Raw genomic sequence first — 26593 nt, 5'->3', positions numbered from 1 at the left:
TCAATATGTCATCAATAGTAATTTCGGGTACAGGCCTATTTACCCCTCCACATAAAATCTCGAACCAAGAGTTAGTTGATGTTCTTAATGAATACGCTGATCAATTTAATGAAACACATAAAACAGAGATTGAAACTGGGCATATTGAAGAAAAAAAACGTTCTAGTGTTGAGTTCATAGAAAAAGCGTCAGGTATAAAGTCACGATATGCCATGGTAAAAGAGGGTATTACTGACGTAAATGTACTTCATCCTAAGATGAAAAAGTATAATGCGGAAGAGCCACCGGAAATGGTGCTGATGGCCGTTGAAGCCGCGAAAGAAGCATTAGAAAAATCTGGTAAAAAAGCAGAAGACATAGATTTGGTTATTTTAGGCTCTTCAAACATGCAGCGCTCATATCCAGCAATGTCTGTAGAAGTGCAACAAATACTAGGCGCATCAGGTTTTGCTTTTGATATGAATGTAGCGTGTTCAACAGCTACTTTTGCAATTATCAACGCTTACAATTCAATTAAAGCAGGATCAGCAACGTGCGTGTTAGTGGTAAACCCTGAGTTTACAACGCCACAACTAGATTATACGAATCGCGACAGTCACTTCATATTTGGTGACGTAGCAACAGCCATGGTTATCGAGAGTATGGAAACCGCTACATCGAAGCAGCAGTTTAAAATAGTAGCTACGGATCAAATAACTAAATTTTCAAATAACATTAGATGTTCGCATAGTTATGTAGACCATTGTTATGACGAGTTACCTGCTGATAACTCATACTTTTTCCAAGAAGGTAGAAAAGTGTTTAAAGAGTTATTACCAATAGTTACTAATACCATCACGGATCACCTAAACAAAAATGGTTGGTCTGTAACCGACGTCAAACGTATGTGGTTGCATCAGGCTAATATTAATATGAACCTCTTTGCGGCTAAAAAGCTTCTAGGTCGTGAGCCGGAATTTTTAGACGCACCATTAATTTTAGATGAATACGCTAACACAGCCTCTGCGGGTTCCATTGTTGCTTTTCATAAATACAGCGATGATTTTTCTGTTGGGGACAAGGGTATTTTATGTAGCTTTGGTGCCGGATATTCAGTTGGTTGTATAAGTTTAGAGCGCATATAAGTCCTTAGAGTAAAAAGTAAGCTTGATTAGTACGAATAAAATTCTGCTGACCGGGCGCATAATTAATTTTTAACCAATAAAGAGTCGATAAACTTTATTTGACTTTTTACTCTAATTTTTATTAAAGTACGCCCGTCGGTAAATGCCGATGTGTTGCTAAATGCAACGTCAGAAGAGGTGCGGCTATTAGGTAGCAAATTGGAGAAGTCTCAACTTCATTGATAATTTGTCAGGGAATAGTCGCCGAGGGTAATACTTGTTGAGATAAGTATTGTTCGGCTATATAGGTTGAGTCCTATTGGTTGTCACCTATATGGTGGAGCGCTTCTGGCCGGTAAGTTCAGTTGCGTAATCATCGATCTTACCTGTGCCTGATCCCTCCCCAAAACTTAATTTAGATTTGGGAAAAACATGTCAAAAGTATCATCTGTAACCGTTGCAAAATTTGGCGGTACAAGCTTAAAAAATTATCAATCAATGGTACGTTGTGCCAACATTGTCATAGAAGAACCGTCAATAAAAGTTGTTGTGTTATCAGCTTCTGCAGGAGTGACTAATTTATTAGTAGAGCTAACCGCAAAAGATGTATCAGATGCAATTGCCTCTACACTAATTGATAACATCAAAAACATACAACTAGATATATCAGCTGGCCTTTTTGAACAAAAACAAATTGAACAAAACCGAGTTAACGGTTACGTATTAAACCTTGTCCATGAGCTTGAATACGCATCGCAAATGTTACGAGAGCAGTTTAGTTTGAAATTAGTGGATGAAATACTATCGTTTGGTGAACGTTTTTCTAGTTATTTATTTACTGAAATAATGACTGAGTTGCTTTCTAATGTTGACGATAAACCCCAACTCGTTAGATTTGATGCTCGACGCATAATAAAGACCGATAGTCGATTTGGTCATGCGAGGCCAGATTTAACTGCAATAAAACAACAAAGCCAACTGTCATTAAACCTGCCGGAATGTCTGTATATCACACAAGGTTTTGTTGGCGAAGACAGCTTCGGAAATACAACGACTTTGGGTCGCGGAGGTTCAGACTTTTCTGCTGCGCTAATAGCTGAAGCAATCAATGCAGATAAACTCCAGATTTGGACAGATGTGGCAGGCATATACTCTTCTGATCCTAGATTTGTCACTACAGCGAAACCAATTAAAGCGCTTAGTTTTAATGAGGCTGCTGAACTTGCTACTTTTGGTGCAAAAGTATTGCATCCTGCAACATTACTACCGGCAATAAGATCTCAAATTGATGTCTTTGTGGGCTCAAGTTTAGAACCTTCTGCAGGCGGCACTCATTTAACAACAAAACCTTCAACGAGTGGCGTAAGAGCAATTGCACTTAGAGAAAACCAGACCCTTGTTACTCTAAGTAGTCCAAATATGCTATTGGCTAGTGGTTTTTTAGCAAGAGTATTTGCTATTTTAGCTAAGTATGAACTTTCCGTCGATCTCATCACGACATCTGAAATCTCCGTTGCGCTCACGTTTGACAACATAAATGGAGTTAGTGAAGGAATATTGCCACAGGAGTGCATAACTGAATTGGAAGACTTTTGCGCGGTATCTATAGAAGGGGAGTTATCATTGGTGGCGGTTATCGGTAATCACAATCCAGATCATGAAACGATATCAAGCACCGAATTACTATTTAAGTCTTTAGGTGATTACCAAATAAGAATGATTTGCCACGGTGCAAGCAGGCACAATGTATGTTTTTTAGTTAAACAAAGCATCGCGAAAAACGTTGTTACTAATATTCACGATCAGATTTTTGGTTAAGCCTTTTAGAGAGCGTTAAATATGAAGATTACAAAAGAGCTACTAACCTTAAATCAGGATATCGCTGGCCAAGAGATTGGGATCCCTGTTTATTATGTAAACTGTGGAAAAGACGATGCTCCTAGCGTATATATCCAAAGCGCAGTTCATGCAGCCGAAATGCAGGGTAGTGCTGTTATTTTTCAGCTATTAACCTTTTTACCTAAACTAGGTTTAAACACAAACTTTATATTGGTTCCCAATTGTAATCCCTTTGGCAGAACACAAAGAGCAGGAGAGTATTTACAGGGACGCTTTGACGCAACTACGGGTAATAATTGGAATCGTTTTTATCATTATGATGAATCTTTAGTAACGAAGTTTTTAAACTCGTTAGAAGGTAGTGAATCCTTAAATGATAAAGCGAATGAGAAAAGAATAGTATCCGACTTTAGGTTCGCGTTAAGCAAATCCATTGAAGACTTAACAAAAGGCGAGTGGGGTATAAATACAGCGCAATATTTAAACCATAAGTTACAGTCGCTGGCCGTTAAGGCTGATTTAGTCATTGATTTACATACGGGACCATCTTCTACACGACACATATATAGTCCTGACTTTTTAGTAGAGCATGCTAGGCGTTTTAATATTGAAAATATAATTTCCATACCATGCAAGTTTGCTGGTGCTTTAGACGAAGCGAGCTTTATTCCATGGAGGCTATTACAACAAGGCCTCTGCGAAAAAGGGGTAGAATTCCAATATGGCGTGAAAGCATTTACCGTTGAGCTTGGTTCTCAAGAGAACATATGTTTAACGCAAGCCTATGAAGATATGAAAGGCATATTAAACTTCCTAAACACAGAAGGGCTAGTAACTGGTAATCCTAAAATAGACGCAAACGATATAACGGTTACAGCTTTAAAGAATTATAAAACACTATTTTCAAAGCACGCAGGTATGGTTGAATACCTAGCAAAAGCGGGTGATAAAGTTGAGAAAGGGCAAACTATAGCTCGAGTACTAAACTCCTTAGAGTTTGATAATGACAGAGGACTGCTAGAGATTAAATCTCCAAGCTCTGGTATTGTTATACTTCACTACCCCTCAGCTGCAGTTCAGGTTGGCACTCAGCTTTATAAAATAGCAACCGATGCATAATTAAAGGTTTTAAAGAATGAAAGTTAGTTTTATTGGTTTAGGCGTTATGGGCTTCCCAATGGCTGGTCATTTAGCTCAAGCTGGGCTTGATGTGACAGTGTTTAACCGTACAGAATCAAAATCTATAACATGGACCGAGGCCTATAAAGGCTGTTACAAAAAAACACCAAAATTAGCGGTAGAACATTCTGACATCGTATTTATTTGTGTTGGTAATGATGATGATTTAAAACAAGTGATGTTAGGGAAAGACGGTATTCTTGCTGGAGCTAAAACTAACGCTGTCATTGTTGACCATACGACTACCTCAGCCGATATAGCACGAGCGCTAAGCGCTATTTGTGCGGAGCAACAAATATCGTTTTTGGATGCTCCTGTATCTGGTGGTCAAGCTGGAGCTGAGAATGGACAACTTACGGTGATGATGGGTGGTAAAGAGTCTGATTTCAACAGGGTTGAGCCAGTTATTAAACACTTTTCCAAGTTTGTAAAGCTAATGGGAGAAGTGGGTTCAGGACAGTTAACAAAAATGGTTAACCAAATTTGCATAGCTGGTGTTGTACAAGGCGTTGCTGAAGGGTTACATTTTGCTCGGTCGGCAGGCTTAAATGGTGTTGATGTTGTAGAGGTGATTTCTAAAGGAGCCGCTGGTAGTTGGCAAATGGACAATCGTCATAATACCATGTGGCAAGGGCAGTATGACTTCGGTTTTGCAGTAGATTGGATGCGTAAAGATTTAGGCATCGCATTAGATGAAGCTAAGAAAAATAAGTCTACTTTACCCCTAACTTCACTTGTTGATCAGTTTTATGCTGATGTTCAAAATATGGGCGGTAATCGCTGGGACACCTCTAGCCTAATGGCAAGACTAGAGGTGCATAGAAAGTAAAAGTTACTTGTAACAACCAAATATTGTTTTTGAGTTTGTATTATGGTGGTGTAGTTAGATCTGTTTGTTTAACTACACTTTATATTTATCAATAAACGAATGTAATATAACTGCTTGTTTGGATATGTTCTCACTGCTTGCTGCATTTTCTTTTGCTCGTTGGAAAGAGTCATCTGCAACATCTCTAATAGCGACTACGTTCTGGTTTACTTCTTCGGCTACTTTACTTTGTTGCTCAATGGCAGTGGCAATCTGAGTGTTCATATCCATTATTGATTTAACGTCTTGAGTAATGGAAACAAGCTTCTCACCAGCTTCACCTGCTCTTTGGGTAGATGTACTACCTTGTTCTTGGCACTGGTCGATAACACTAACTATCCCACCAATTCTTGATTGCAGAGACGTCACTATATTTTCAATTTCTTTGGTGGATTCTTGGGTTCTCATGGCCAACGTTCTGACTTCATCGGCAACAACCGCGAAACCTCGACCATGCTCACCAGCTCGAGCTGCTTCAATAGCAGCGTTTAATGCTAGTAAGTTAGTTTGTTCAGCAATACCACGAATAACATCAAGAACAGAGCCAACATTCTTACTTTCCTCGGCCAGTGCATTTACATCACTTACTGCGGTATCTAGCTTGTCAGAAAGGAATCGAATACTTTCAATTGTCATGTTAACTTGAGTAGAGCCTTGCTCGGCATTTTCATTACTACTGAGTGCTTTGCTAGCTGCATCTTCAGTATTTGAAACAATTTCTTTTATCGTTGCGCCCATTTCTGTGACGGCCGCAGCTACAGACTCAGTTTCTCGCAATTGGATGTCTAATGATGTCTGATTGTTTGTTGAATTTGAAACTAGTGATTTTGTAGCTTCGTCTAAAGTTTTGACAGCATTGTTAACTCTTAAAATAAGCTCCCTGAAGTCAGAAATTAAAGAGTTAAACTGTCGACCCATAGCTGATAGTTCGTCTTCGCCTTCGAACTCATGACTTTGAGTCAAGTCGTTTGTGTTCCTTACTGCGTCAATAGTAGACGAAATTTGTTGGATGGGTCCCAGTACTTTTCTGCTAGTTACAAAGGTTGAAGACATAATAATACCAACGAGTACCACAAACATTGCAAAACCGAATACTTGTGTTTGGAGCTGCTTTGCTTCAATACCTTCAGAAATATTTGACTCCATAACGTCCTGGGTCTTTCTAAGTATGGTTTTTGCTTCTGCCAGTTGACCTCGGACCCCACTTTCGCTGTTAAGACCAATTTGTTTTTGAGCCTTCACTAAGTTTACAAATTTTACTTGATAGTCGCTTAATAGGCCCTTGATTTTATTTTGTGTCGAACCGTCGATATCTGTTCTTGAAAGGTTGTTCCTGAGGGTGTCAATGCCATCGATAAATTTATCCAAGTACTTTTCATCAAACCGCAACATAAAGTCTTTCTCAGCACGCCTTAGTTGCAACATGTCTACCAATAACATGTAACTGTTTTGTTCTTTTAAGATTGTCTCTATATTGTGCACAGCTCCTCTTAGTTCGCCATAAAGTGCATCTTTTGGATGCAAGCCAATGGTTTTTTGTAGTACAACGAGTTTGTCAAATGTAGCTTTATAGCTATTTAAAGCTTTTGTAAATCGCTCTACTTGGTCGGTTTCAAACCCTTCTTCTTTCAATATTTGACTAAATTCTGTTTTTTGAGCAGATACTTCTTTATGAATTTTATTAAAGTTATCGACATGTTCAGTATTTTTATTTTCTAGGAAAAACTTTTCCTCAATATCAAGTTGCATAATATCTCTATTAATTTTGTCGATATATTGGACAGTTTGTGTGAATTGCGAATTTTTATAATTTGAATAAATGAGTAAAACGAGTAACAACACCATGCCCGATGCGACTAAAACGGCATTGATAAGGAGTTTTTGTTTAATACTAGTGCCCATACTAACCTTCATAAACCGTCCAAAATTAAAATAGAGTTATCTCTAAATAAAGTTAGACGATTATTGGTATTTGGCAAAAAATATTAATTATTTGAAAGGATTCGACGTGCGTTATCTAAAATAATGCCAGTCGCCATTGCTACGTTTAAAGATTCGGAATGTCCGTAGGAAGGAATTGTTACTTTTTTGGTGATCAACGAAGAAATATCGTCACTAATACCATGTGATTCATTACCCATAACAATCACGCCACTTTGTTCAAAGTTGTTGTTGTGTACATTATCTCCGCCGAGAAACGCACCATAGATAGGGAGGTTTATTGTTTGAAGGCTCTGCTTTAGATCAACTCTATGTGTTTTGACCCGGGTAAATGCACCCATAGTGGCACTAATTGTTTTTGGATTGTACACGTCAGCGGTTTGCTCACTAATTAGAATATCACTAACGCCATACCAATCGGCAAGTCGAATAATAGTACCTAGGTTTCCCGGATCATTTACATCATCTAAGGCAAGTATCAAACCTTTAGGTTGAAACGCCTCGTGTACCGGTTGTTTTACAATAGCAATAGCATCACTGTTAGCTGTTAGTGTGCTAACTTGGCTTAGTTGCTGTGCTGTAGTTTCAATTACACTGTGGTGACTTAAAAGGTCGTTATGCAGCTCTTTAAACGAATCAGTACAGTAAATTTCCACAACTTCTAGTGTTGATCCCAACAGCTCTAAGATGTTTTTTTCGCCCTGTACTAAAAACTCACCGGATAAGCGGCGCTGTTTTTTTGAAGACAAGGCTTTAAGGTATTTTGCTTGGTTTTTCGAAATCATAATTCGTTAGCTTACGGTATTTCTTATTAGGTTAATCAAAATTCGAAAGTTGAAGTTCAAACTCAGACTCAGTGATCAAAGCTTAGTGCGCAGTGACAGCAACTCTGGAAAAAAGCTTATTTCCAGCGCCTTTTTCAAAAATGCGACGCCAGATGAACCACCAGTTCCGGCTTTATTGCCAATAATACGCTGAACTGTATACATATGCTTAAATCGCCAATTTTGGAATGAGTCTTCTATATCCATTAGCTTTTCAGCTAGTTCGTATAACTCAAAGTGCTTTTCTGCGTTCTGGTATACATTGACCCAAGCGTTTAATACAGAGTCATTTTCAGAATAAGGTTGGTTAAAATCTCTTTCTAGAAGTTCTTTATCAACTTCGAAGCCGCGCTTGTCCATTATTTTAATGACAACGTCATAGAGACTAGGGGACTCAGAAAGTGACATTAGCTCATCGTGAACACTTGGGTTGGCTTTATGGACTTTAATCAAATCTTGATTTTTATTACCCAACATAAACTCTATTTTACGATAACCATATGATTGAAATCCTGAGGACTGACCCAGATCATCACGGAATTTTAAGTAATCAACAGGGGTTAACGTTGATAGAATATTCCACGACTGAGTTAGCTGTATGAATATTTGTTTTACTCTTGAGATTACTTTAAACGCGGGACCAAACTGCTCATCCTCTAAAAAGCGAATAGCCGCTGCCAATTCATGGCCAGCTAACTTAATCCAAAGCTCACTTGCTTGATGTATTACAATAAAAAGCATTTCATCGTGTTCTTTACTTTGCGGATGTTGCGCCGACAAAATTTGCTCTAAATTTAAATAGTCACCATATGACATATTGTCTTTAAAGTCAGTGTGAATGGAATCTTCTAGTGGGCGATAATTATTTTGGTGAGGACAGCTCATGCTTCAAAGCTCTTATAAATTTCATTGCAGAAAGGATATCACAAAGGTCTTAAAAGTGGTTAGCGAGAAGCACCAACCACTGGATAATTATATGAACTTAAGTGTCTGAAAATTTTTACTGTTTAACCACCAATGCTTTAGGCAACCTAAACGAAAAGACGCTTCCTTCATCAATTTTACTGGTGATTTCTAACTTTGAGTTGTGATTCGCTAGGGCGTGTTTAGCAATAGAAAGCCCTAAACCTGCACCACCAGTTTGCCTAGTGCGAGCTTCATCAACCCGATAAAATCGTTCGGTTAACCTTGGAATGTGTGCGGCTTCAATGCCTACGCCATCGTCCTTCACAGAAAACTTAGCTTTACCAGATTTTGTTAGTTTCCAAACAATGCTTATATTGCCGCCAAAAGGCGTATAACGAACGGCATTAAACACTAAGTTCGAAAATGCACTGCGTAATTCCGACTCATTGCCTTTAACCGTTAATGTTTCATCAATATCAAAGGTAATGTTGTGTTTGTTATTCGATAAACTGACCGCTTCATTAACGAGTATGTTTAACATTCTTGGAATATTTAACGTCACAATATCGGCAGGCGTGTCCTGTCTTTCCATTTTAGAAAGGGATAACAATTGTGATACTAAATCATCCATGCGAGTGGTTTGTTCAACCATCATGGTATGTGCTTTATCCCACATTGCTGAGTCAATGCCTTCTAGATCTTCGGTAATTTCTAGGTAGCCGCGCATTACAGTAAGTGGCGTTTTAAGCTCGTGAGAAACGTTGGCGATAAAATCCTTTCTCATTTGTTCTAATTGATGCAGTTCGGTGATGTCTCTGACTATGAGTGTCCACTTGTCAGACTCGAAGGGTACAACACGTATCTCATAAACATGAGTATCATTAGTAGGTGACGGTATTTCAAGGGGTTCTTGATATGCTTGATCGTCAAGATAGTCAATAAACTCAGGCATACGAATCAAATTATCAATCCGTATCCCTTTGTCTGCTGGCCATTTCAGATGCAGCATATTTTGAGAAATTTTATTACACCAAAATATACGGCGTTCGTTATCATAAATAACGACACCGTCGGGCAATGATTCTGCACCTAATCTGAAGCGTCTAACTAAACCAGTTAACTCATTACGTTTTTTAGCATTTCGGCGTTGCTGTGTATAAATACCTTCAAATACATTAGACCAAATACCTAATGCTTTTGGAGGGTATATGCCACGCTGTTGCCAAAGCCACTTTGAAAGCTTTAATAACTGATAATAATGAGTGGTAATTATTATTATACAAAAGAGGATTGTGGCGCTAAAAAAGTACCCAAATGCCTGGCCCAAAATAGCAAACGGAGCATAAATCCAAAGCAATCGAAAAATAATTTGCCAAACAGAAGGCTTTTTATACATAAAGTTAAATTAATCCGTGCGAGTAGAAAAACGGTAACCTGAACCACGTACAGTTTGAATTAACTTGTCATGGGTTTCTAGTGCTTTTCTTAATCGGCGAATATGCACGTCAACAGTTCGGTCTTCTACGTAAGTATTAGTTCCCCAAACATTATCTAGCAATTGATCCCTGCTGTATACACGCTCTTGGTGCGTCATGAAAAAGTGCAAAAGCTTAAATTCCATTGGACCTAAGTGCAGTTTCTTTTCCATCTACGGTCACTCGATGACTGATTGGGTCTAAACGTAAACCAACTATTTCAATTGGATCGTCGGTGGCGGTAGGCTGGGTGCGTCTTAATACGGCTTTAATACGAGCAATTAGTTCCTTTGGAGAAAATGGCTTGGTAATGTAATCATCAGCGCCAACCTCAAGGCCTTGAATTTTATCATCTTCTTCGCTTTTTGCGGTCAGCATGATAATAGGCGTAGATTTATGGGAATCTGACTGTTTAAGCTTTTTTGCAATCTGTATGCCGCTCATATTTGGCAACATCCAGTCTAGAATTATCAATGCAGGCGACTCATGAAGCAGGGCTTGCTGTGCATCGTTGTAACTTTCTTTTGCGATAACAGAGTAGCCATTTTGTTCTAAAACAAATGTTAGCATCTCTCTAATTGCGAACTCATCTTCAATGATTAAAATTTTACTCGACATAAAGGTATCTACCAATTTGGGTTCTTGTCTATAGTTCGAATGCTATTATTCACTTTAAATATGACGAAATTATGACAGCTTCAATTATTGTTTTCACTTTTTAATGGCCATGCCTAGATTTTCTATAATTACTTGGTGATATGCCAATGGTCTTTTTAAATAATCTCGAAAAGTAATAGGGATCATCCAGACCTACGCTTTTTGCTACATGATTAATAGAAATATCAGTAGAATCTAAAAGTTTGCATGCTTGCTGAATCTTCAATTCTATCAGGTGTTTAATAGGACTGTTACCTATAATTTGTTGAAACTTTTTGGCGAAATAAAACTTAGACAAGCCAAAGTACTTTGCCATATCATCTAGCGTTAATGGTTGGTCTATGTTGTCATTAAAGTAGGTTTGTATAGACCGTTCTGACAAGTTTCGGTTGTTTGCTAAAGAGATAATTGGTCTTTGTAATGTAATTAAACTGAAAATTTTCTTTAACATATTTGACGCAACAAAAAAGCGATTTAATTGGTAACCCAAATGTCTAGACTCAATAAGTTGTTTAAACTCATCGATAACTATTTTAGGCTCTGTGAGGGTAATTTTAAGGCTTAATTTATCTACGCCAATAATATCCATGAACTCCTCAAACATATGCCCATCAACATGCGCCCAATAGATAGACCAAGGTTCTTTTTTACTCGCTTTATAGTGGTGTGCTACACCTTTAGGCAGGAAAATGATGTCATTCTTTGACATGTTGTAGACTTTGTTTCCCACAATCACTTTGCCGTGACCATCAACGCAACACAGGACTAAGTGGTCATCATGATTTGTTCTCTTGATTTCATGTCCAATGGCTCGCTCGTAAAAACCAAAGGCTAGTGGGCAAAGGCCACGGGATATTGCGCTGACTTGCAGTTCTTTGATCATAGGTCTTGGTACTAAAAACCGCACGCTTGATTTAGGAAGTGGCCAATTTGAGGTAATGCTCATGGAAGTACAAAAGTGATTATTAATACCAAGATAGTCCATCAAAAAAGCAATTTAATCAATTTCTTTAGCTATTTTTCTCTGATTTAATGAGCTCAATCTTTATAAAGGTCATGTCAAAATTCCTATGGCCAACAAATACTAATAAGAGGCAATGTCATGAAACAGGTTCCTTTATTCATTAATGGTGAGTGGGTTGAATCAACATCAACTCGTAAAATCGACGTTACTAACCCAGCGACTCAAGAAGTTATCGCGCAAGTACCATGTGCATCACCGTCTGAAATGGACGCAGCTATTGAAAGTGCTAAAGCGACTTTTAAAACGTGGAAAGAGGTGGCTATCTCTGAAAGAGCGCGGGTGATGATGCGTTACGCACACTTGTTAAAAGAGCACCAAGAAGAGTTAGCCAATATAATCTGTGAAGAGTTAGGTAAAACTCATGAAGATGCAATGGGCGATGTTTGGAGAGGCATTGAAGTTGTAGAACATGCGGCAAACATTCCATCAATGATGATGGGCGAAACGGTTGAAAACGTTGCTCGAAATATTGATACATATAGTTACACGCAACCTCTAGGTGTTTGTGTTGGTATAACCCCATTTAACTTCCCAGCGATGATCCCTTTATGGATGTTCCCGTTAGCAGTAGCCTGTGGTAATACATTTATTCTTAAGCCGTCAGAGCAAGATCCTCTATGTCCTACTCGTTTAGTTGAGTTATTTGAAGAAGCTGGCGCGCCAAAAGGTGTACTACAAGTTGTTCATGGTGACAAAGAGCAAGTTGACCGTTTATTACATGAACCAGAAGTTAAAGCGATTTCTTTTGTTGGTTCAGTAGGCGTTGGCCAATACATTTATAAAACGGGTACTGACAACATGAAGCGCGTGCAAGCGTTCCTTGGTGCTAAAAACCACATGGTCGTTATGCCAGATGCCAATAAAAATGCAGTGATCAACAACATTGTTGGTGCATCGGTAGGCGCTGCAGGTCAACGTTGTATGGCAATCTCAGTGGCTGTTTTTGTTGGTGAAGCGAAGGAGTGGATCCCCGAAATTCGTGAGAAACTGGCTGCGGTTAGACCAGGTCACTACTCAGATCCTGAAGCGGCTTATGGCCCTCAGATTACGCCTCAAGCTAAACAAAGAATTGAAGGTTTAATTGAGCAAGGTAAAAAAGAAGGCGCAAATTGCGTATTAGACGGGTCAAACTTCAGCGTTGAAGGTTATCCAAACGGTAATTGGGTAGGCCCAACTATGTTTACAGATGTTTCTGCAGACATGGAAATATACAAACAAGAAATATTTGGCCCTGTATTTTTAACCATGAATGTAGATACGTTAGATGATGCCATTGAGTTAATTAATAACAATCCTTATGGCAATGGTACTTCTATCTTTACTTCATCTGGTGGTGCTGCAAGAAAGTATCAACATAATATAGAAGTTGGCCAAGTGGGAATTAACATTCCAATTCCAGTACCACTACCGTTCTTCTCATTTACGGGTTGGAAAGGCTCATTTGCTGGTGATCAACATGCCTATGGTAAGCAAGCTGTAAAATTCTATACAGAAACTAAAACCATTACTGCTCGTTGGTTTGAAGATGACGTTGCCGCATCAGCTGGTCCAAATATGTCGATCACACTTAAGTAAGTCGTCAATACGAAACAAAAGTGGTGCTTAAAAATAATAAACGCAGAATAAATAATAAGCGTATATAAGTGCCACTTGTCATTAAATGACAAATATCAATTATAGGGGATAAGCATGAACTTTGATTTAAACGATGATCAACGAGCGTTTATAGACTTAGCAAAACAGTTTTCTGATGCTGAGCTTGCTCCAAATGCGGCTAAATGGGACGCAGAACATATTTTTCCTAAAGACGTTATGAAAAAAGCCGGAGAGCTTGGTTTCTGCGGTTTATATTCGCCTGAAGATGAAGGCGGTATGGGATTGTCGCGTTTAGATTCGTCGTTAATTTTTGAAGAGTTGTCAAAGGGCTGTACCGCAACCACCGCTATGTTAACAATTCATAATATGGCAACGTGGATGATTGCAACTTGGGGGACGGATTCGATAAAAGAAAAGTGGTGCCCAACCTTAGTTATGGGCGAACAACTTGCATCGTATTGCCTTACAGAACCAGGAGCTGGATCCGACGCTGCTTCATTAAGAACTTCAGCTAAAAAAGTTGGTGACGAGTATGTTATCAACGGTTCTAAAATGTTTATATCTGGCGCCGGTGAAACAGACGTTTTAGTTGTAATGGTGCGCACTGGTGGAGAAGGTCCAAAAGGAATTTCAGCTATTGTTGTGCCTGCAGACGCAGAAGGCGTTATTTACGGCAAGGCGGAAGAAAAGTTAGGTTGGAATGCTCAACCAACAAAATTGATTACTTTTGACAATGTAAAAGTTCCGGTTTCAAACTTATTAGCAAATGAGGGAGAGGGCTTTTCATTGGCAATGAAAGGACTAGATGGTGGTCGTATTAATATCGCTACTTGTTCTGTAGGTACAGCGCAACAAGCTTTAGATACGTCATTAGCCTACATGAAAGAGAGAGTTCAGTTTGGTAAGCCACTAGCTGCTTTTCAAGCGCTCCAGTTTAAGTTGGCCGACATGGCCACAGAATTAGTCGCGGCAAGACAAATGGTACGTTTAGCGGCGTTTAAGTTAGATAATAACGATCCTGAAGCAACAGCATACTGTGCAATGGCGAAACGTTTCGCTACTGATATTGGTTTCCAAGTTTGTAATGAAGCGCTACAAATCCATGGTGGTTATGGTTATATCAAAGAATATCCGTTAGAGCGTCACTTCCGAGATGTTAGGGTTCATCAAATCCTTGAAGGTACTAACGAAATTATGAGATTAATCATCGCTCGTCGACTTTTGGACGATGCGGCCGCTGATATCCTATAAATAGAGGAATTTCTATGTCATCTTTATTAAATGTATCCATAGAGGGCCATATTGCCCAAGTTACTATTAACAATCCTCCGGCAAACACGTGGACATTAGATAGCCTTAAAGAGCTTAAGAACATTATTACTGAGCTTAATAGTAATAAAGCGGTTTATGCGTTGGTATTAACCGGTCAAGGTGAGAAGTTCTTTTCCGCTGGGGCAGACTTAAATATTTTTGCCAGTGGCGATAAAGGCGTTGCCTTTGATATGGCCTCTGTTTTTGGCGAAGCGTTTGAAACGTTGAGAGATTTTAACGGCGTAACAATCGCTGCGATAAATGGTTATGCCATGGGCGGCGGTTTAGAAGTTGCGTTGGCTTGTGATATTAGAATTTGCGAAGACCAAGCTCAAATGGCATTGCCGGAAGCTAAAGTCGGTTTATTGCCTTGCGCTGGCGGTACCCAAAACCTAAGTTGGTTAGTAGGGGAAGGTTGGGCAAAACGAATGATTTTATGTGGTGAGCGAGTTGACTCTAAAACGGCATTAAAAATTGGTTTAGTAGAAGAGGTTGTTGCCAAAGGCGGATCATTAGAAGCTGCGATGAAGTTAGCTCAACAAACTTCGCAACAAAGCCCAACGTCAATTACGGCTTGTAAACAGCTTATTCAAGCAGGCCGAGCGTCTTCTATTAATAGTGCATTGCCACTGGAACGAGAGTTATTTGTTAATTTGTTTAACTCAAAAGACCAAAAAGAGGGTGTTAATGCATTTTTAGAAAAACGCGCTCCTGTTTGGTTAAACGAATAAGGAGCGGTTATGACCAGCCCAGTTTTATTTAGAACATTAGAATCAATTAATGACAAAAAGATTGCCATTGCCACGTTAAATAGCGAAAAGTCCTTAAACGCGCTGAGTTTAGAAATGGTGGACTTGTTATATAGCCAACTTGTTGCTTGGAAAGACGACAGTGATATCGCGCTGGTTATATTGGAAGGTGCGGGTGAAAAAGCGTTTTGTGCCGGTGGTGATGTGGTGCAGCTATATAAAGCAGCAAAACAAGCAGGACCAGGAAACATTGCAAAAGATGTAGAAACGTTTTTCGCTAGAGAGTACAGACTAGATCATTTAATTCATACATTCCAAAAGCCATTTTTATTATGGGGTCACGGAATTGTTATGGGCGGTGGGCTCGGTTTATTAGCGGGAGCTAGCCATCGTGTTGTGACCGAAAAGTCTAGAATCGCGATGCCGGAAATAACCATTGGTCTATATCCTGACGTGGGTGGAAGTCACTTTCTAAATAATATGCCTAACGGTTGTGGGCTATTTCTAGGATTAACGGGAGCCTCTATAAATGCAGCCGATGCTAAGTTTGTAAAGCTGGCCGACCATTTTGTGTCATCGAACTCTAAGGTTGCTGTAGTAGAAGAGCTTTTATTAGTGAAGTGGGGTGATACCAATATACTTAATCACCAGAAATTAACGGATGTTTTGAAAGGCTTCGAAGATAAAGATAAGTCAATAATGCCAGAAGGCAATATCGCAAAGTTTGAAGATTTCATGATGGACTTAGACAAATGCGAATCGGCAAACACTGCCATCGTAAATATTTTAGATCACAAATCAGAAGACCGTTGGTTCAACAAAGCGCAGGCTTCTTTGGCTCATGGCAGTCCGCTAAGTGCAAAGTTAATTCATAAGCAAATAAAAGAAGGCAAAGGCTTATCATTAGCTGCTGCTTTTAAGATGGAATTAGGTTTATCCGTAAAGTGTGCAGCAGAAGGTGACTTCCCTGAAGGCGTTTCGCGCGCTATTAATAGATAAAGACAACAGCCCACAGTGGAAGTTCGCAACCATTCACGAAGTTCCAGATACACTTGTAAATTCATTTTTTGATGAAATTTGGGCATCTGAATCTCACCCTTTAAAAATGTTATAGGACATAGGTGAATAATATGGAAAAGATCAGTTTTTTTGGTTTGGGTAATATGGGCGGCCCTATGGCTGCAAATTTAGTTCGTGCTGGGTATGAAGTTTGTGTTTTTGATTTAGTACCAGCTGCAGTAGAAGAGTTGGTTAACCTTGGAGCGACAAAAGCTGAAACACCGGAAGAGGTAGTTAAAGGAGCTAATGTCATAATTTCAATGTTGCCAGCGGGTAAACATGTTGCCAGTTTGTATGAAGGGTTAATTGGAAGCTCAGAACTTTCTAATGCAAATCTTAAAAAGGGTGCGTTAGTAATTGACTGTTCAACAATTGATGCAGGAACTATTCAGTCACTTTCTGTTAAGTTGGAGCAAATTGGTGTGAACTGTATCGACGCACCTGTATCTGGTGGTGTGGCCGGAGCGACTAATGGAACGCTTAGCTTTATGGTTGGTGGTAACGAAAAGTCATTCAATCAAGCAAAGCCGTTATTAGAAGTAATGGGTAAGAATGTATTTCACGCTGGTGATGTAGGTGCAGGGCAAATCGCAAAGGTTTGTAATAATATGCTTCTTAGTATTCTGATGGTGGGAACGTCGGAAGCGTTACAACTTGGAATAGATAATGGTTTAGATCCAAAAGTCCTATCAGAGATTATGTCGAATAGCTCAGGTAGTAACTGGACTTTAGATGTTTATAACCCTTGCCCGGGTGTTCAAGAAACTGCACCTGCTAGCAATGATTACAAACCAGGGTTCATGACTAACTTGATGTTAAAAGATTTAGGTTTAGCGATGGATACTGCGGTCAATTCTGGTTCGGCAACGCCAATGGGCTCATTGACTCGAAATATGTACGCTTTACATCAAAAACTGGGGAATGGTGACTTAGACTTTTCTAGTATTTTTAACCAGTTCAGTCAAAAATAAGGCTTTAACTAATATAAATTAGCCTAACTACTCAAGTTATTAGCTATATAGATAATATTAAGTAGGGGAATCCCTTAGGCCTCTACTTAATAAAATTTCCCTCATTTCTGCTTGTCATATCCAGAGGGAATAACAAAGGAAACCTATGCAACCTTATGTTCGGCTCGCTCTATAGAGCCAATACGTATGTGTTTTAGGCAAAAACCTCTATTTTAATCTTGCTTTATTGATGTTTTGTACAATACTTAATCGTTCAGTCACATTTTAGAGGATTAATGTGAAAAAGTGCTTGCGCAATTTCTAAAACTCCCTAAAATGCGTCCTCGTTGTCAGGGAGACATCAAACGGCTTGAAACGTTAAGTGAAGGTGGTTTAGATTGACTCAAAACGGTTTAGAAAACTTTCTCAAAACATTGAAAAAGATTTACTAAAAACGTTGACAACGAATTAGGGAAGTGTAGAATGCGCATCCCGGTTGAGACAGAGTCGAGACCAAGAGCAGAAAGGCTCTAAACGTTCTTTAACAATTTGTAATTAATTATTTGTGTGGGCACTCCGATGAGTAGTAACAAAACACACTAAGGTTCTTCTTCGGAAGGCAGCTTAGTACTTGTAACTATCAATTGAGTGTCTGAACGAAATTTATTTGAACAGAATTCAATGGGTAGCGATTAAACTTTTAAGTGAAGAGTTTGATCATGGCTCAGATTGAACGCTGGCGGCAGGCCTAACACATGCAAGTCGAACGGTAACAGAACTAGCTTGCTAGTTGCTGACGAGTGGCGGACGGGTGAGTAATGCTTGGGAATTTGCCTTTAGGTGGGGGACAACAGTTGGAAACGACTGCTAATACCGCATGATAGCTACGGCTCAAAGGGGGCTTCGGCTCCCGCCTTTAGAGAAGCCCAAGTGGGATTAGGTAGTTGGTGAGGTAAAGGCTCACCAAGCCCACGATCCCTAGCTGGTCTGAGAGGATGATCAGCCACACTGGAACTGAGACACGGTCCAGACTCCTACGGGAGGCAGCAGTGGGGAATATTGCACAATGGGCGAAAGCCTGATGCAGCCATGCCGCGTGTGTGAAGAAGGCCTTCGGGTTGTAAAGCACTTTCAGCGAGGAGGAAAGCTTAGTCGTTAATACCGGCTAGGTGTGACGTTACTCGCAGAAGAAGCACCGGCTAACTCCGTGCCAGCAGCCGCGGTAATACGGAGGGTGCGAGCGTTAATCGGAATTACTGGGCGTAAAGCGTACGCAGGCGGCCATTTAAGTCAGATGTGAAAGCCCGGGCTCAACCTGGGAACTGCATTTGAAACTGGATGGCTAGAGTGCGACAGAGGGTGGTAGAATTTCAGGTGTAGCGGTGAAATGCGTAGAGATCTGAAGGAATACCAATGGCGAAGGCAGCCACCTGGGTCGACACTGACGCTCATGTACGAAAGCGTGGGTAGCAAACAGGATTAGATACCCTGGTAGTCCACGCCGTAAACGATGTCTACTAGCAGTTTGGAGCTTAAGCTCTGTCTTGCGCAGCTAACGCATTAAGTAGACCGCCTGGGGAGTACGGCCGCAAGGTTAAAACTCAAATGAATTGACGGGGGCCCGCACAAGCGGTGGAGCATGTGGTTTAATTCGATGCAACGCGAAGAACCTTACCATCTCTTGACATCCAGAGAATTTAGCAGAGACGCTTTAGTGCCTTCGGGAACTCTGAGACAGGTGCTGCATGGCTGTCGTCAGCTCGTGTTGTGAAATGTTGGGTTAAGTCCCGCAACGAGCGCAACCCTTATCCTTAGTTGCCAGCACGTAATGGTGGGAACTCTAAGGAGACTGCCGGTGACAAACCGGAGGAAGGTGGGGACGACGTCAAGTCATCATGGCCCTTACGAGATGGGCTACACACGTGCTACAATGGCAAGTACAAAGGGTTGCAAACTCGCGAGAGTAAGCGGATCCCATAAAGCTTGTCGTAGTCCGGATTGGAGTCTGCAACTCGACTCCATGAAGTCGGAATCGCTAGTAATCGTGGATCAGAATGCCACGGTGAATACGTTCCCGGGCCTTGTACACACCGCCCGTCACACCATGGGAGTGGGCTGCAAAAGAAGTGGATAGCTTAACCTTCGGGAGGGCGTTCACCACTTTGTGGTTCATGACTGGGGTGAAGTCGTAACAAGGTAGCCGTAGGGGAACCTGCGGCTGGATCACCTCCTTATATACGAAGTTACACCTTCGAAGTGTTCACACAAATAATTAATTACGAATAATGAGCGAGAAAGCTGCAAGCTGTTAGCTGCATTCGAGAGTTTGTAGCATAAACGATAGGCCTGTAGCTCAGCTGGTTAGAGCGCACCCCTGATAAGGGTGAGGTCGGCAGTTCAAGTCTGCCCAGGCCTACCAAAATCTCACCTGACTGCGTTATTTCGTTACTTGTTTAGATAGTCTAAACCGCGTAACAAAATGCCTTGTCAAATGTGATTTGGACAATCGTTTTAATGACGTGACTTCAGTATGGGGCTATAGCTCAGCTGGGAGAGCGCTTGATTTGCATTCAAGAGGTCCGCGGTTCGATCCCGCGTAGCTCCACCATACTGACACTCAGTTTCTCGATTCAAAACCCTAAACCATACACATTAGTTAGTGTGCATCGTTTAGAGTTTTTTATAAACTCATGCTCTTTAACAATTTGGAAAGCTGATAAAAAATAAGGTAAACATTATTGTTTATTTATTTGTTATTCAACAACTAAAAAATAATTTTGATTATCACTGTAAGAGAAAACTCAAGCGTTATTTATGTCAGGTTCTTGGCCTTATACAAGTCAAGTAACCAATAAATATGACACATAATATACGACTGAATCTGCGAGAGCATTTAAGGTTGTATGGTTAAGTGAATAAGCGTATACGGTGGATGCCTTGGCAATTGGAGGCGATGAAGGACGTGTTAATCTGCGATAAGTCTGGTTAAGGTGATAAAAACCGTTATAAACCAGAATTTCCGAATGGGGAAACCCACCCTTTTTAGGGTATCGTATAGTGAATACATAGCTATACGAAGCGAACCCGGAGAACTGAAACATCTAAGTACCCGGAGGAAAAGAAATCAACCGAGATTTCCTAAGTAGCGGCGAGCGAACGGGAAACAGCCGAATCAGCATGGTTTAGTGGAATGCTCTGGAAAGTGCAACGATAGTGGGTGATAGTCCCGTACACGACAAGCCATGTTGGACATATTAAGTAGGTCGGAGCACGAGAAACTTTGACTGAAGATAGGGGGACCATCCTCTAAGGCTAAATACTCCCAATTGACCGATAGTGAACCAGTACCGTGAGGGAAAGGCGAAAAGAACCCCTGTGAGGGGAGTGAAATAGAACCTGAAACCGTATACGTACAAGCAGTAGGAGCAGACTTGTTCTGTGACTGCGTACCTTTTGTATAATGGGTCAACGACTTATATTTTGTAGCAAGGTTAACCGAATAGGGGAGCCGTAGGGAAACCGAGTCTTAACTGGGCGAATAAGTTGCAAGGTATAGACCCGAAACCCGGTGATCTAGCCATGGGCAGGTTGAAGGTTGAGTAACATCAACTGGAGGACCGAACCCACTAACGTTGAAAAGTTAGGGGATGACCTGTGGCTAGGAGTGAAAGGCTAATCAAACCGGGAGATAGCTGGTTCTCCCCGAAATCTATTTAGGTAGAGCCTCGGACGAATACTTACGGGGGTAGAGCACTGTTTGGGCTAGGGGGCCATCCCGGCTTACCAACCCCATGCAAACTCCGAATACCGTAAAGTAATATCCGGGAGACACACGGCGGGTGCTAACGTTCGTCGTGGAGAGGGAAACAACCCAGACCGCCAGCTAAGGTCCCAAAGTTTATGCTAAGTGGGAAACGATGTGGGAAGGCTTAGACAGCTAGGAGGTTGGCTTAGAAGCAGCCACCCTTTAAAGAAAGCGTAATAGCTCACTAGTCGAGTCGGCCTGCGCGGAAGATGTAACGGGGCTAAGCATAACACCGAAGCTGCGGTAGCGAATTTATTCGCTAGGTAGGGGAGCGTTCTGTAAGTGGTTGAAGGTGGATTGAGAAGTCTGCTGGACATATCAGAAGTGCGAATGTTGACATGAGTAACGATAATGGGGGTGAAAAACCCCCACGCCGAAAGACCAAGGGTTCCTATCCCATGCTAATCAGGGTAGGGTAAGTCGGCCCCTAAGGCGAGGCAGAAATGCGTAGTCGATGGGAAACAGATTAATATTTCTGTACTTTTAATCATTGCGATGGGGGGACGGAGAAGGCTAGGTGAGCACGGCGATGGTTGTCCGTGTGAAAGTGTGTAGGTAGGCTGCTTAGGTAAATCCGGGCGGCTAATACTGAGACACGAGACGAGTCACTAAGGTGATGAAGTCATTGATGCCATACTTCCAGGAAAAGCCTCTAAGCTTCAGATGATTAAGAACCGTACCCCAAACCGACACAGGTGGTCAGGTAGAGAATACTAAGGCGCTTGAGAGAACTCGGGTGAAGGAACTAGGCAAAATGGTACCGTAACTTCGGGAGAAGGTACGCCCACGTTAGGTGAAGGCACTTGCTGCCGGAGCTGAAGTGGGTCGCAGTGACCTGGTGGCTGCAACTGTTTATTAAAAACACAGCACTGTGCTAAATCGAAAGATGACGTATACGGTGTGACACCTGCCCGGTGCCGGAAGGTTAATTGATTGGGTTATCTTCGGAGAAGCTCATGATCGAAGCCCCGGTAAACGGCGGCCGTAACTATAACGGTCCTAAGGTAGCGAAATTCCTTGTCGGGTAAGTTCCGACCTGCACGAATGGTGTAATGATGGCCACGCTGTCTCCACCCGAGACTCAGTGAAATTGAAATCGCAGTGAAGATGCTGTGTACCCGCGGCTAGACGGAAAGACCCCGTGAACCTTTACTACAGCTTGACACTGAACATTGAACCTACATGTGTAGGATAGGTGGGAGGCTATGAAACTTGGACGCCAGTTCAGGTGGAGCCATCCTTGAAATACCACCCTTGTATGTTTGATGTTCTAACATTGGCCCCTTATCGGGGTTGTGGACAGTGTCTGGTGGGTAGTTTGACTGGGGCGGTCTCCTCCCAAAGAGTAACGGAGGAGCACGAAGGTTTGCTAAGTACGGTCGGACATCGTACGGTTAGTGTAATGGTAGAAGCAAGCTTAACTGCGAGACGGACATGTCGAGCAGGTACGAAAGTAGGTCATAGTGATCCGGTGGCTCTGTATGGAAGGGCCATCGCTCAACGGATAAAAGGTACTCCGGGGATAACAGGCTGATACCGCCCAAGAGTTCATATCGACGGCGGTGTTTGGCACCTCGATGTCGGCTCATCACATCCTGGGGCTGAAGTCGGTCCCAAGGGTATGGCTGTTCGCCATTTAAAGTGGTACGCGAGCTGGGTTTAGAACGTCGTGAGACAGTTCGGTCCCTATCTGCCGTGGGCGTTGGATGATTGAGAGGGGCTGCTCCTAGTACGAGAGGACCGGAGTGGACGAACCGCTGGTGTTCGGGTTGTCATGCCAATGGCATTGCCCGGTAGCTACGTTCGGAATCGATAACCGCTGAAAGCATCTAAGCGGGAAGCGAGCCTCGAGATGAGTCATCCCTGACAGTTTAACTGTCCTAAAGGGTCGTTGAAGACTACAACGTTGATAGGTAAGGTGTGGAAGTGCTGTGAGGCATTAAGCTAACTTATACTAATTGCCCGTGAGGCTTAACCATACAACGCTTAAGTGTTCTTGAGCACTGATGGTCAGAATTATTACAAACAATATTACCTTATTTCAGTTTTCTAATTGTTAAGACAATTTAAGTAAGCGGTGTTTATAAAACATCGATTACAAACAGCTTTGCCTGGTGGCAATAGCGCTGTGGACCCACCTGACTCCATTTCGAACTCAGAAGTGAAACGCAGCTGCGGCGATGGTAGTGTAGCATTTGCTATGCGAGAGTAGCTCACCGCCAGGCTCCCATACTAACCCCTTGCACATGGTGCGAGGGGTTTTATTTTGCTCGAATTCAGCTTTCAGCCCGAGCAAACAAGTTTATACTTGATGGCAATAGCGTTGTGGACCCACCTGATTCCATTTCGAACTCAGAAGTGAAACGCAACTGCGGCGATGGTAGTGTAGCATTTGCTATGCGAGAGTAGCTCACCGTCAAGTTTGACCCGTCCTGAAATAGGTTGACACTTATTTCTTTTAAAACGCTCGATGAACTTCATCGGGCGTTTTGTATTTTAAGGCCGAGTGTGGCCTCTTTTGATTATAGATCGCTACTGACTCGGCGACCATTTTCTTTGCTTCATCTAAATCCTTTGGTTTGTGTAACAGATATTCAGATTTGAGTATTCCATTAATCCGTTCAGCTAAGGCGTTTTGATAACAGTCATATCCATCTGTCATCGAACACTTCACTCCGTACTTTTCGTGCAGACCTTGATACTCCGCAGAGCAGTATTGAACTCCGCGGTCTGAGTGATGAATCAAGTCTCCTTGTTTTGTTCGCTGTTTCAGGGCGCTAGTAAAAGCTTTTTTGACTGAGTTTGTTTTCATATGACTATCAACCTGGTATCCCACGATCTTTCGTGAGAATGCGTCAGTGATTAAGCTTACATATGACTCACCATCTCGTGTTGGCAGATAAGTGATATCGGCCACCCACAATTGCTCGGGCTGCACAGCCGAATAACCATTTTTTATTACATTGGGGTGACAATGAAACCTATGGTGACTATTGGTTGTTCGATGGTAGGCTCTTTTAGGGCTGACAAGCAGCCGTTTATCTCTTAATAAGTTGAAGAGATGGTCTCGACCAATAAAAATATTTTTACGGTTAAGTAGGTACTTGAGTTTGCGTGCTCCAATGCGAGGGTGAACAAGCCGTTCATTTCTAACCTGTTCAAGCACGGACGCTTCGTGTTTATTTTGAGCAGCCTGTCTTTTACCACGTTGGTATAAAGCTTGGCGTGAAATCCCCAGATAAAGGCACGCTTGAGTGACTGTTAGGCCCGGTATCACTTTATTCCGGATTACTTGCCCTTGGGCTTTTTTACAACACGTACTCCATAGTCTGTCTCCAATACATTAACAACGGCCTCAAAGAAGTCGGCTTTTTGTTTGGATTCAACCAGTTGCTGCTCGAGTTGCTTTATTCTCTGCTCTGGGGTTAATGTCGATTCAGGTTTTTCCATAATAGGCCCTTGTGTTAGGAACTTAGGTGTTCCCTTAGACCAATTTAGACGACCATGCTTCCTAAGCCAAACTAAAACAGTTGAACAACCTTGAATTCCATATAAGTCTTGGGCAACTTTATAGGTCATTTCACCTTTTTCTACCTGCTCGACAACAGATAATTTAAAAGCGAGGGTATAATCTTTTTGAGTACGTTTAGTGGTTGTTTTCATAACACTCTCCAATTTATTGATTGAAAAGTGTCAACGTTATTTAGGACGGGTCAGTTCCCATAAAAAAAGCCCGCACTTGTGCGGGCTTTTTGCTTTTCAGGTCCTTTGTATTTCCATCATCTCTATAGTTACTTTTAGTATTAAGAGTATTTTAAGTATTAATAAACACACCTTAAATAAGGTGTGTTGAACCGTAATATGTAACTATATCGACTGTACATATAAATATAACTCTTTCAAAATAGCCATGTTCCTCTCATTGCCATCTTGCTTCATTGCACAGGATTCTAAAGCCAATTGAAATTCATCTATAGTAAGGTTTGGTTTATCTACACCATGCATAAGTTTGTCAGTTCGATATTGCTGCCACCAAGCTGAATCAGCTTGGGACAACATAGACGTAAAGTAACGAGCTTTATACAAACGCCATAATTGATTTAATTTTTGGTCTTCAAAATTAACATTTATTTTCCACTGTTCTGATATAGCGTGCTGATGGATTGTTTTTTTCTGGTGTTGGTCTGCTGTAGAGGTAAAACCTTCATATAAACGATATTCAGGATTACTCTCTGCCTCATACTCTTTTTCAAAGGTAAATACCTCATTGAGTGAAATTAACAGCTCTGGGTTAGCTTTTAATGTTGCTAAGTTTTTCAAACACGCTTCTCTATCTATCCCGAGCCTCTCAGCATTTTCAGGGAGAAGTGTTTTAGCAGGTGCTAAAACAGGGCACTTATTTAATTGAACCGTTTTTAAGCCAATACGTTCTTCGCCATTAAGATCAACGGTTTTAGTGTACATTTTAGTTGCTAACTCTTCTGAGCTTAAACCAATTAACGGAGACGGATCTTTGGTTAAATCATAAACAATGATCGAGTTCTTATTTTTGGGATGAAAACCTATAGGCGCTATCCATGTTGTACAGCCTTGCCAAGCTGAATACATACCAGACGTATGTACTAATGGAGTTAAGCTATACACATCTATAAGTTCACTAAGCTTATTTTTATCTCTGTGCTCAAATAAAAAGTTATAAAGCTTCGGCTGTTTGTTCTTTATTAATTTCGCTAGCTCTATCGTTGCTATTACGTCAGAAAGAGCATCATGTGCTGAGCCATGTTCAATATCGTTGGCTTTAGTTAAAAGCTCAAGGCGAAAACTAGGTTTACCTTCAGCGTCTACAGGCCAATTAATTCCCTCTGGTCTTAATGCGTAACATGCTCTAACCATATCAAGAATGTCCCAACGCGAATTATTATTTTGCCAACCGTAGGCGTATGGGTCATAGAAGTTTCGGTAAAGGCCATACCTGATCATCTCATCGTCAAAACGTATATTGTTATAACCAATACAAGTGGTATTTGGCTTTGCGATTTCGTTGTGAATCAGTTTAAAAAATTCAGGTTCAATTAAACCTTTTTGAAGTGTTTGTTGTGGAGTGATACCTGTAATTAAAGCAGCCTCTGGATGAGGTAAGTAATCATTCGGGATTTGGCAATACTCAACAAGTGGCTCGCCAATAATATTCAAGTCTAAGTCGGTGCGAATACCAGCAAATTGACTCGGTTTGTCTTTTTTAGGGCTTGTGCCCCAAGACTCAAAATCATACCAGTAAATAGTGGGCTCTATAGTAGACATATTAAT

Annotated in this window: 17 protein-coding genes, 2 tRNA genes, 4 rRNA genes, 1 pseudogene and 1 riboswitch; of the genes and pseudogenes, 16 read left to right on the top strand and 8 right to left on the bottom strand. The window is 41.2% G+C overall.

The genetic code is table 11. The features are described from left to right. Positions 1-5 precede the first annotated feature (5 nt). From GNP35_RS00780 to GNP35_RS00765, 4 genes are all read left to right on the top strand, one after another. The gene (locus tag GNP35_RS00780; protein ID WP_155693620.1) at positions 6-1124 is read left to right on the top strand and encodes a beta-ketoacyl-ACP synthase III; all 1119 of its coding nucleotides are present in this window, start codon (positions 6-8) and stop codon (positions 1122-1124) included. A gap of 164 nt (positions 1125-1288) precedes the next feature. Continuing rightward, a riboswitch (Lysine riboswitch) is annotated at positions 1289-1459 on the top strand. Positions 1460-1535: 76 nt separating this feature from the next. Continuing rightward, the gene (gene lysC, locus GNP35_RS00775; protein ID WP_155693618.1) at positions 1536-2921 is read left to right on the top strand and encodes a lysine-sensitive aspartokinase 3; all 1386 of its coding nucleotides are present in this window, start codon (positions 1536-1538) and stop codon (positions 2919-2921) included. A 21-nt stretch (positions 2922-2942) separates the two neighbouring features. After that, positions 2943-4061, top strand: coding sequence for a succinylglutamate desuccinylase/aspartoacylase domain-containing protein (locus GNP35_RS00770; RefSeq protein WP_155693617.1), 1119 nt, complete (start codon positions 2943-2945; stop codon positions 4059-4061). A gap of 16 nt (positions 4062-4077) precedes the next feature. Next, positions 4078-4950 carry an NAD(P)-dependent oxidoreductase gene (locus tag GNP35_RS00765; protein WP_155693616.1) on the top strand — a complete coding sequence of 291 codons (873 nt, stop codon included), beginning with the start codon at positions 4078-4080 and terminating at the stop codon, positions 4948-4950. 72 nt (positions 4951-5022) lie between these two features. Here the strand turns inward: GNP35_RS00765 and GNP35_RS00760 are convergent, their stop codons facing one another. The 6 genes and pseudogenes from GNP35_RS00760 to GNP35_RS00735 all read right to left on the bottom strand — a co-directional run bounded on the left by GNP35_RS00760 (position 5023) and on the right by GNP35_RS00735 (position 11738). After that, positions 5023-6903: a methyl-accepting chemotaxis protein gene (locus GNP35_RS00760; RefSeq protein ID WP_155693614.1), complete on the bottom strand. Its 1881-nt coding sequence runs from the start codon at positions 6901-6903 to the stop codon at positions 5023-5025. A 71-nt stretch (positions 6904-6974) separates the two neighbouring features. Further along, positions 6975-7715, bottom strand: a complete 741-nt coding sequence (locus GNP35_RS00755) for a TrmH family RNA methyltransferase (protein WP_155693612.1) — start codon at positions 7713-7715, stop codon at positions 6975-6977. Between the two features lie 75 nt (positions 7716-7790). Further along, a complete protein-coding gene (gene kynA / locus GNP35_RS00750) occupies positions 7791-8639 on the bottom strand; it encodes a tryptophan 2,3-dioxygenase (protein ID WP_155693610.1) in 849 nt (282 codons plus the stop codon). 115 nt (positions 8640-8754) lie between these two features. Then, positions 8755-10056 (bottom strand): phosphate regulon sensor histidine kinase PhoR, encoded by a 1302-nt coding sequence (gene phoR / locus GNP35_RS00745; RefSeq protein ID WP_155693608.1) that lies wholly within the window; start codon positions 10054-10056, stop codon positions 8755-8757. Between the two features lie 9 nt (positions 10057-10065). After that, positions 10066-10753: pseudogene (phoB, locus tag GNP35_RS00740) on the bottom strand (phosphate regulon transcriptional regulator PhoB). Between the two features lie 100 nt (positions 10754-10853). Next, the gene (locus GNP35_RS00735) at positions 10854-11738 is read right to left on the bottom strand and encodes an AraC family transcriptional regulator (RefSeq protein WP_196492363.1); all 885 of its coding nucleotides are present in this window, start codon (positions 11736-11738) and stop codon (positions 10854-10856) included. 156 nt (positions 11739-11894) lie between these two features. On the opposite strand from GNP35_RS00735, the gene GNP35_RS00730 reads away from it, so the two are divergent. The 12 genes from GNP35_RS00730 (at position 11895) to rrf (GNP35_RS00680) (ending at position 23708) form a co-directional block, all read left to right on the top strand. Beyond that, the gene (locus GNP35_RS00730; RefSeq protein WP_155693604.1) at positions 11895-13391 is read left to right on the top strand and encodes a CoA-acylating methylmalonate-semialdehyde dehydrogenase; all 1497 of its coding nucleotides are present in this window, start codon (positions 11895-11897) and stop codon (positions 13389-13391) included. 114 nt (positions 13392-13505) lie between these two features. After that, complete coding sequence (locus GNP35_RS00725; RefSeq protein WP_155693602.1) at positions 13506-14663, top strand: acyl-CoA dehydrogenase family protein; 1158 nt, start codon at positions 13506-13508, stop codon at positions 14661-14663. Between the two features lie 14 nt (positions 14664-14677). Beyond that, a complete protein-coding gene (locus GNP35_RS00720; RefSeq protein ID WP_155693600.1) occupies positions 14678-15454 on the top strand; it encodes an enoyl-CoA hydratase in 777 nt (258 codons plus the stop codon). Positions 15455-15463: 9 nt separating this feature from the next. Continuing rightward, a complete protein-coding gene (locus GNP35_RS00715; RefSeq protein WP_330997653.1) occupies positions 15464-16471 on the top strand; it encodes an enoyl-CoA hydratase/isomerase family protein in 1008 nt (335 codons plus the stop codon). Further along, entirely contained in the window at positions 16419-16586 is a 168-nt protein-coding gene (locus GNP35_RS16160; protein ID WP_330997652.1) for an enoyl-CoA hydratase/isomerase family protein, read from the top strand. Before GNP35_RS00715 ends, GNP35_RS16160 begins: the two co-directional genes overlap by 53 nt. A gap of 16 nt (positions 16587-16602) precedes the next feature. Then, the gene (mmsB, locus tag GNP35_RS00710; RefSeq protein ID WP_155693598.1) at positions 16603-17502 is read left to right on the top strand and encodes a 3-hydroxyisobutyrate dehydrogenase; all 900 of its coding nucleotides are present in this window, start codon (positions 16603-16605) and stop codon (positions 17500-17502) included. A 680-nt stretch (positions 17503-18182) separates the two neighbouring features. Next, positions 18183-19715: ribosomal RNA gene (locus tag GNP35_RS00705) — 16S ribosomal RNA — on the top strand. A gap of 108 nt (positions 19716-19823) precedes the next feature. Next, positions 19824-19900 (top strand) — tRNA-Ile (locus GNP35_RS00700). Between the two features lie 113 nt (positions 19901-20013). After that, positions 20014-20089 (top strand) — tRNA-Ala (locus GNP35_RS00695). Positions 20090-20386: 297 nt separating this feature from the next. After that, positions 20387-23265, top strand: a 23S ribosomal RNA gene (locus GNP35_RS00690). A 131-nt stretch (positions 23266-23396) separates the two neighbouring features. After that, a 5S ribosomal RNA gene (rrf, locus tag GNP35_RS00685) occupies positions 23397-23511 on the top strand. Between the two features lie 82 nt (positions 23512-23593). After that, positions 23594-23708, top strand: a 5S ribosomal RNA gene (rrf, locus tag GNP35_RS00680). Together the 16S, 23S and 5S rRNA genes with 2 tRNA genes alongside form the textbook arrangement of a ribosomal RNA operon. A gap of 36 nt (positions 23709-23744) precedes the next feature. Here rrf (GNP35_RS00680) and GNP35_RS00675 read toward each other — a convergent pair. Further along, positions 23745-24949, bottom strand: a protein-coding gene (locus tag GNP35_RS00675; protein WP_155693596.1) for an IS3 family transposase whose coding sequence is annotated in 2 segments (ribosomal slippage) — positions 23745-24598 and positions 24598-24949 — 1206 coding nt in all. Because the reading frame shifts where the segments join, the coding sequence is not laid out codon by codon here. Positions 24950-25153: 204 nt separating this feature from the next. Then, the gene (gene sbcB, locus GNP35_RS00670; protein ID WP_155693594.1) at positions 25154-26587 is read right to left on the bottom strand and encodes an exodeoxyribonuclease I; all 1434 of its coding nucleotides are present in this window, start codon (positions 26585-26587) and stop codon (positions 25154-25156) included. Between the last annotated feature and the right edge of the window lie 6 nt (positions 26588-26593).

This window comes from Psychrosphaera haliotis (assembly GCF_009728465.1).
In the GTDB taxonomy this organism is placed as follows: domain Bacteria; phylum Pseudomonadota; class Gammaproteobacteria; order Enterobacterales; family Alteromonadaceae; genus Psychrosphaera; species Psychrosphaera haliotis.
This window is presented reverse-complemented; position numbering and strand designations above follow the sequence as displayed.

Excerpts from the sequence above, each read along its gene's own strand:
- GNP35_RS00780 (WP_155693620.1), top strand. The coding sequence starts at position 6 with ATGTCATCAATAGTAATTTCGGGTACAGGCCTATTTACCCCTCCACAT.
- lysC (WP_155693618.1), top strand. The coding sequence starts at position 1,536 with ATGTCAAAAGTATCATCTGTAACCGTTGCAAAATTTGGCGGTACAAGC.
- GNP35_RS00770 (WP_155693617.1), top strand. The coding sequence starts at position 2,943 with ATGAAGATTACAAAAGAGCTACTAACCTTAAATCAGGATATCGCTGGC.
- GNP35_RS00765 (WP_155693616.1), top strand. The coding sequence starts at position 4,078 with ATGAAAGTTAGTTTTATTGGTTTAGGCGTTATGGGCTTCCCAATGGCT.
- GNP35_RS00760 (WP_155693614.1), bottom strand. The coding sequence starts at position 6,903 with ATGAAGGTTAGTATGGGCACTAGTATTAAACAAAAACTCCTTATCAAT.
- GNP35_RS00755 (WP_155693612.1), bottom strand. The coding sequence starts at position 7,715 with ATGATTTCGAAAAACCAAGCAAAATACCTTAAAGCCTTGTCTTCAAAA.
- kynA (WP_155693610.1), bottom strand. The coding sequence starts at position 8,639 with ATGAGCTGTCCTCACCAAAATAATTATCGCCCACTAGAAGATTCCATT.
- phoR (WP_155693608.1), bottom strand. The coding sequence starts at position 10,056 with ATGTATAAAAAGCCTTCTGTTTGGCAAATTATTTTTCGATTGCTTTGG.
- GNP35_RS00735 (WP_196492363.1), bottom strand. The coding sequence starts at position 11,738 with ATGAGCATTACCTCAAATTGGCCACTTCCTAAATCAAGCGTGCGGTTT.
- GNP35_RS00730 (WP_155693604.1), top strand. The coding sequence starts at position 11,895 with ATGAAACAGGTTCCTTTATTCATTAATGGTGAGTGGGTTGAATCAACA.
- GNP35_RS00725 (WP_155693602.1), top strand. The coding sequence starts at position 13,506 with ATGAACTTTGATTTAAACGATGATCAACGAGCGTTTATAGACTTAGCA.
- GNP35_RS00720 (WP_155693600.1), top strand. The coding sequence starts at position 14,678 with ATGTCATCTTTATTAAATGTATCCATAGAGGGCCATATTGCCCAAGTT.
- GNP35_RS00715 (WP_330997653.1), top strand. The coding sequence starts at position 15,464 with ATGACCAGCCCAGTTTTATTTAGAACATTAGAATCAATTAATGACAAA.
- mmsB (WP_155693598.1), top strand. The coding sequence starts at position 16,603 with ATGGAAAAGATCAGTTTTTTTGGTTTGGGTAATATGGGCGGCCCTATG.
- sbcB (WP_155693594.1), bottom strand. The coding sequence starts at position 26,587 with ATGTCTACTATAGAGCCCACTATTTACTGGTATGATTTTGAGTCTTGG.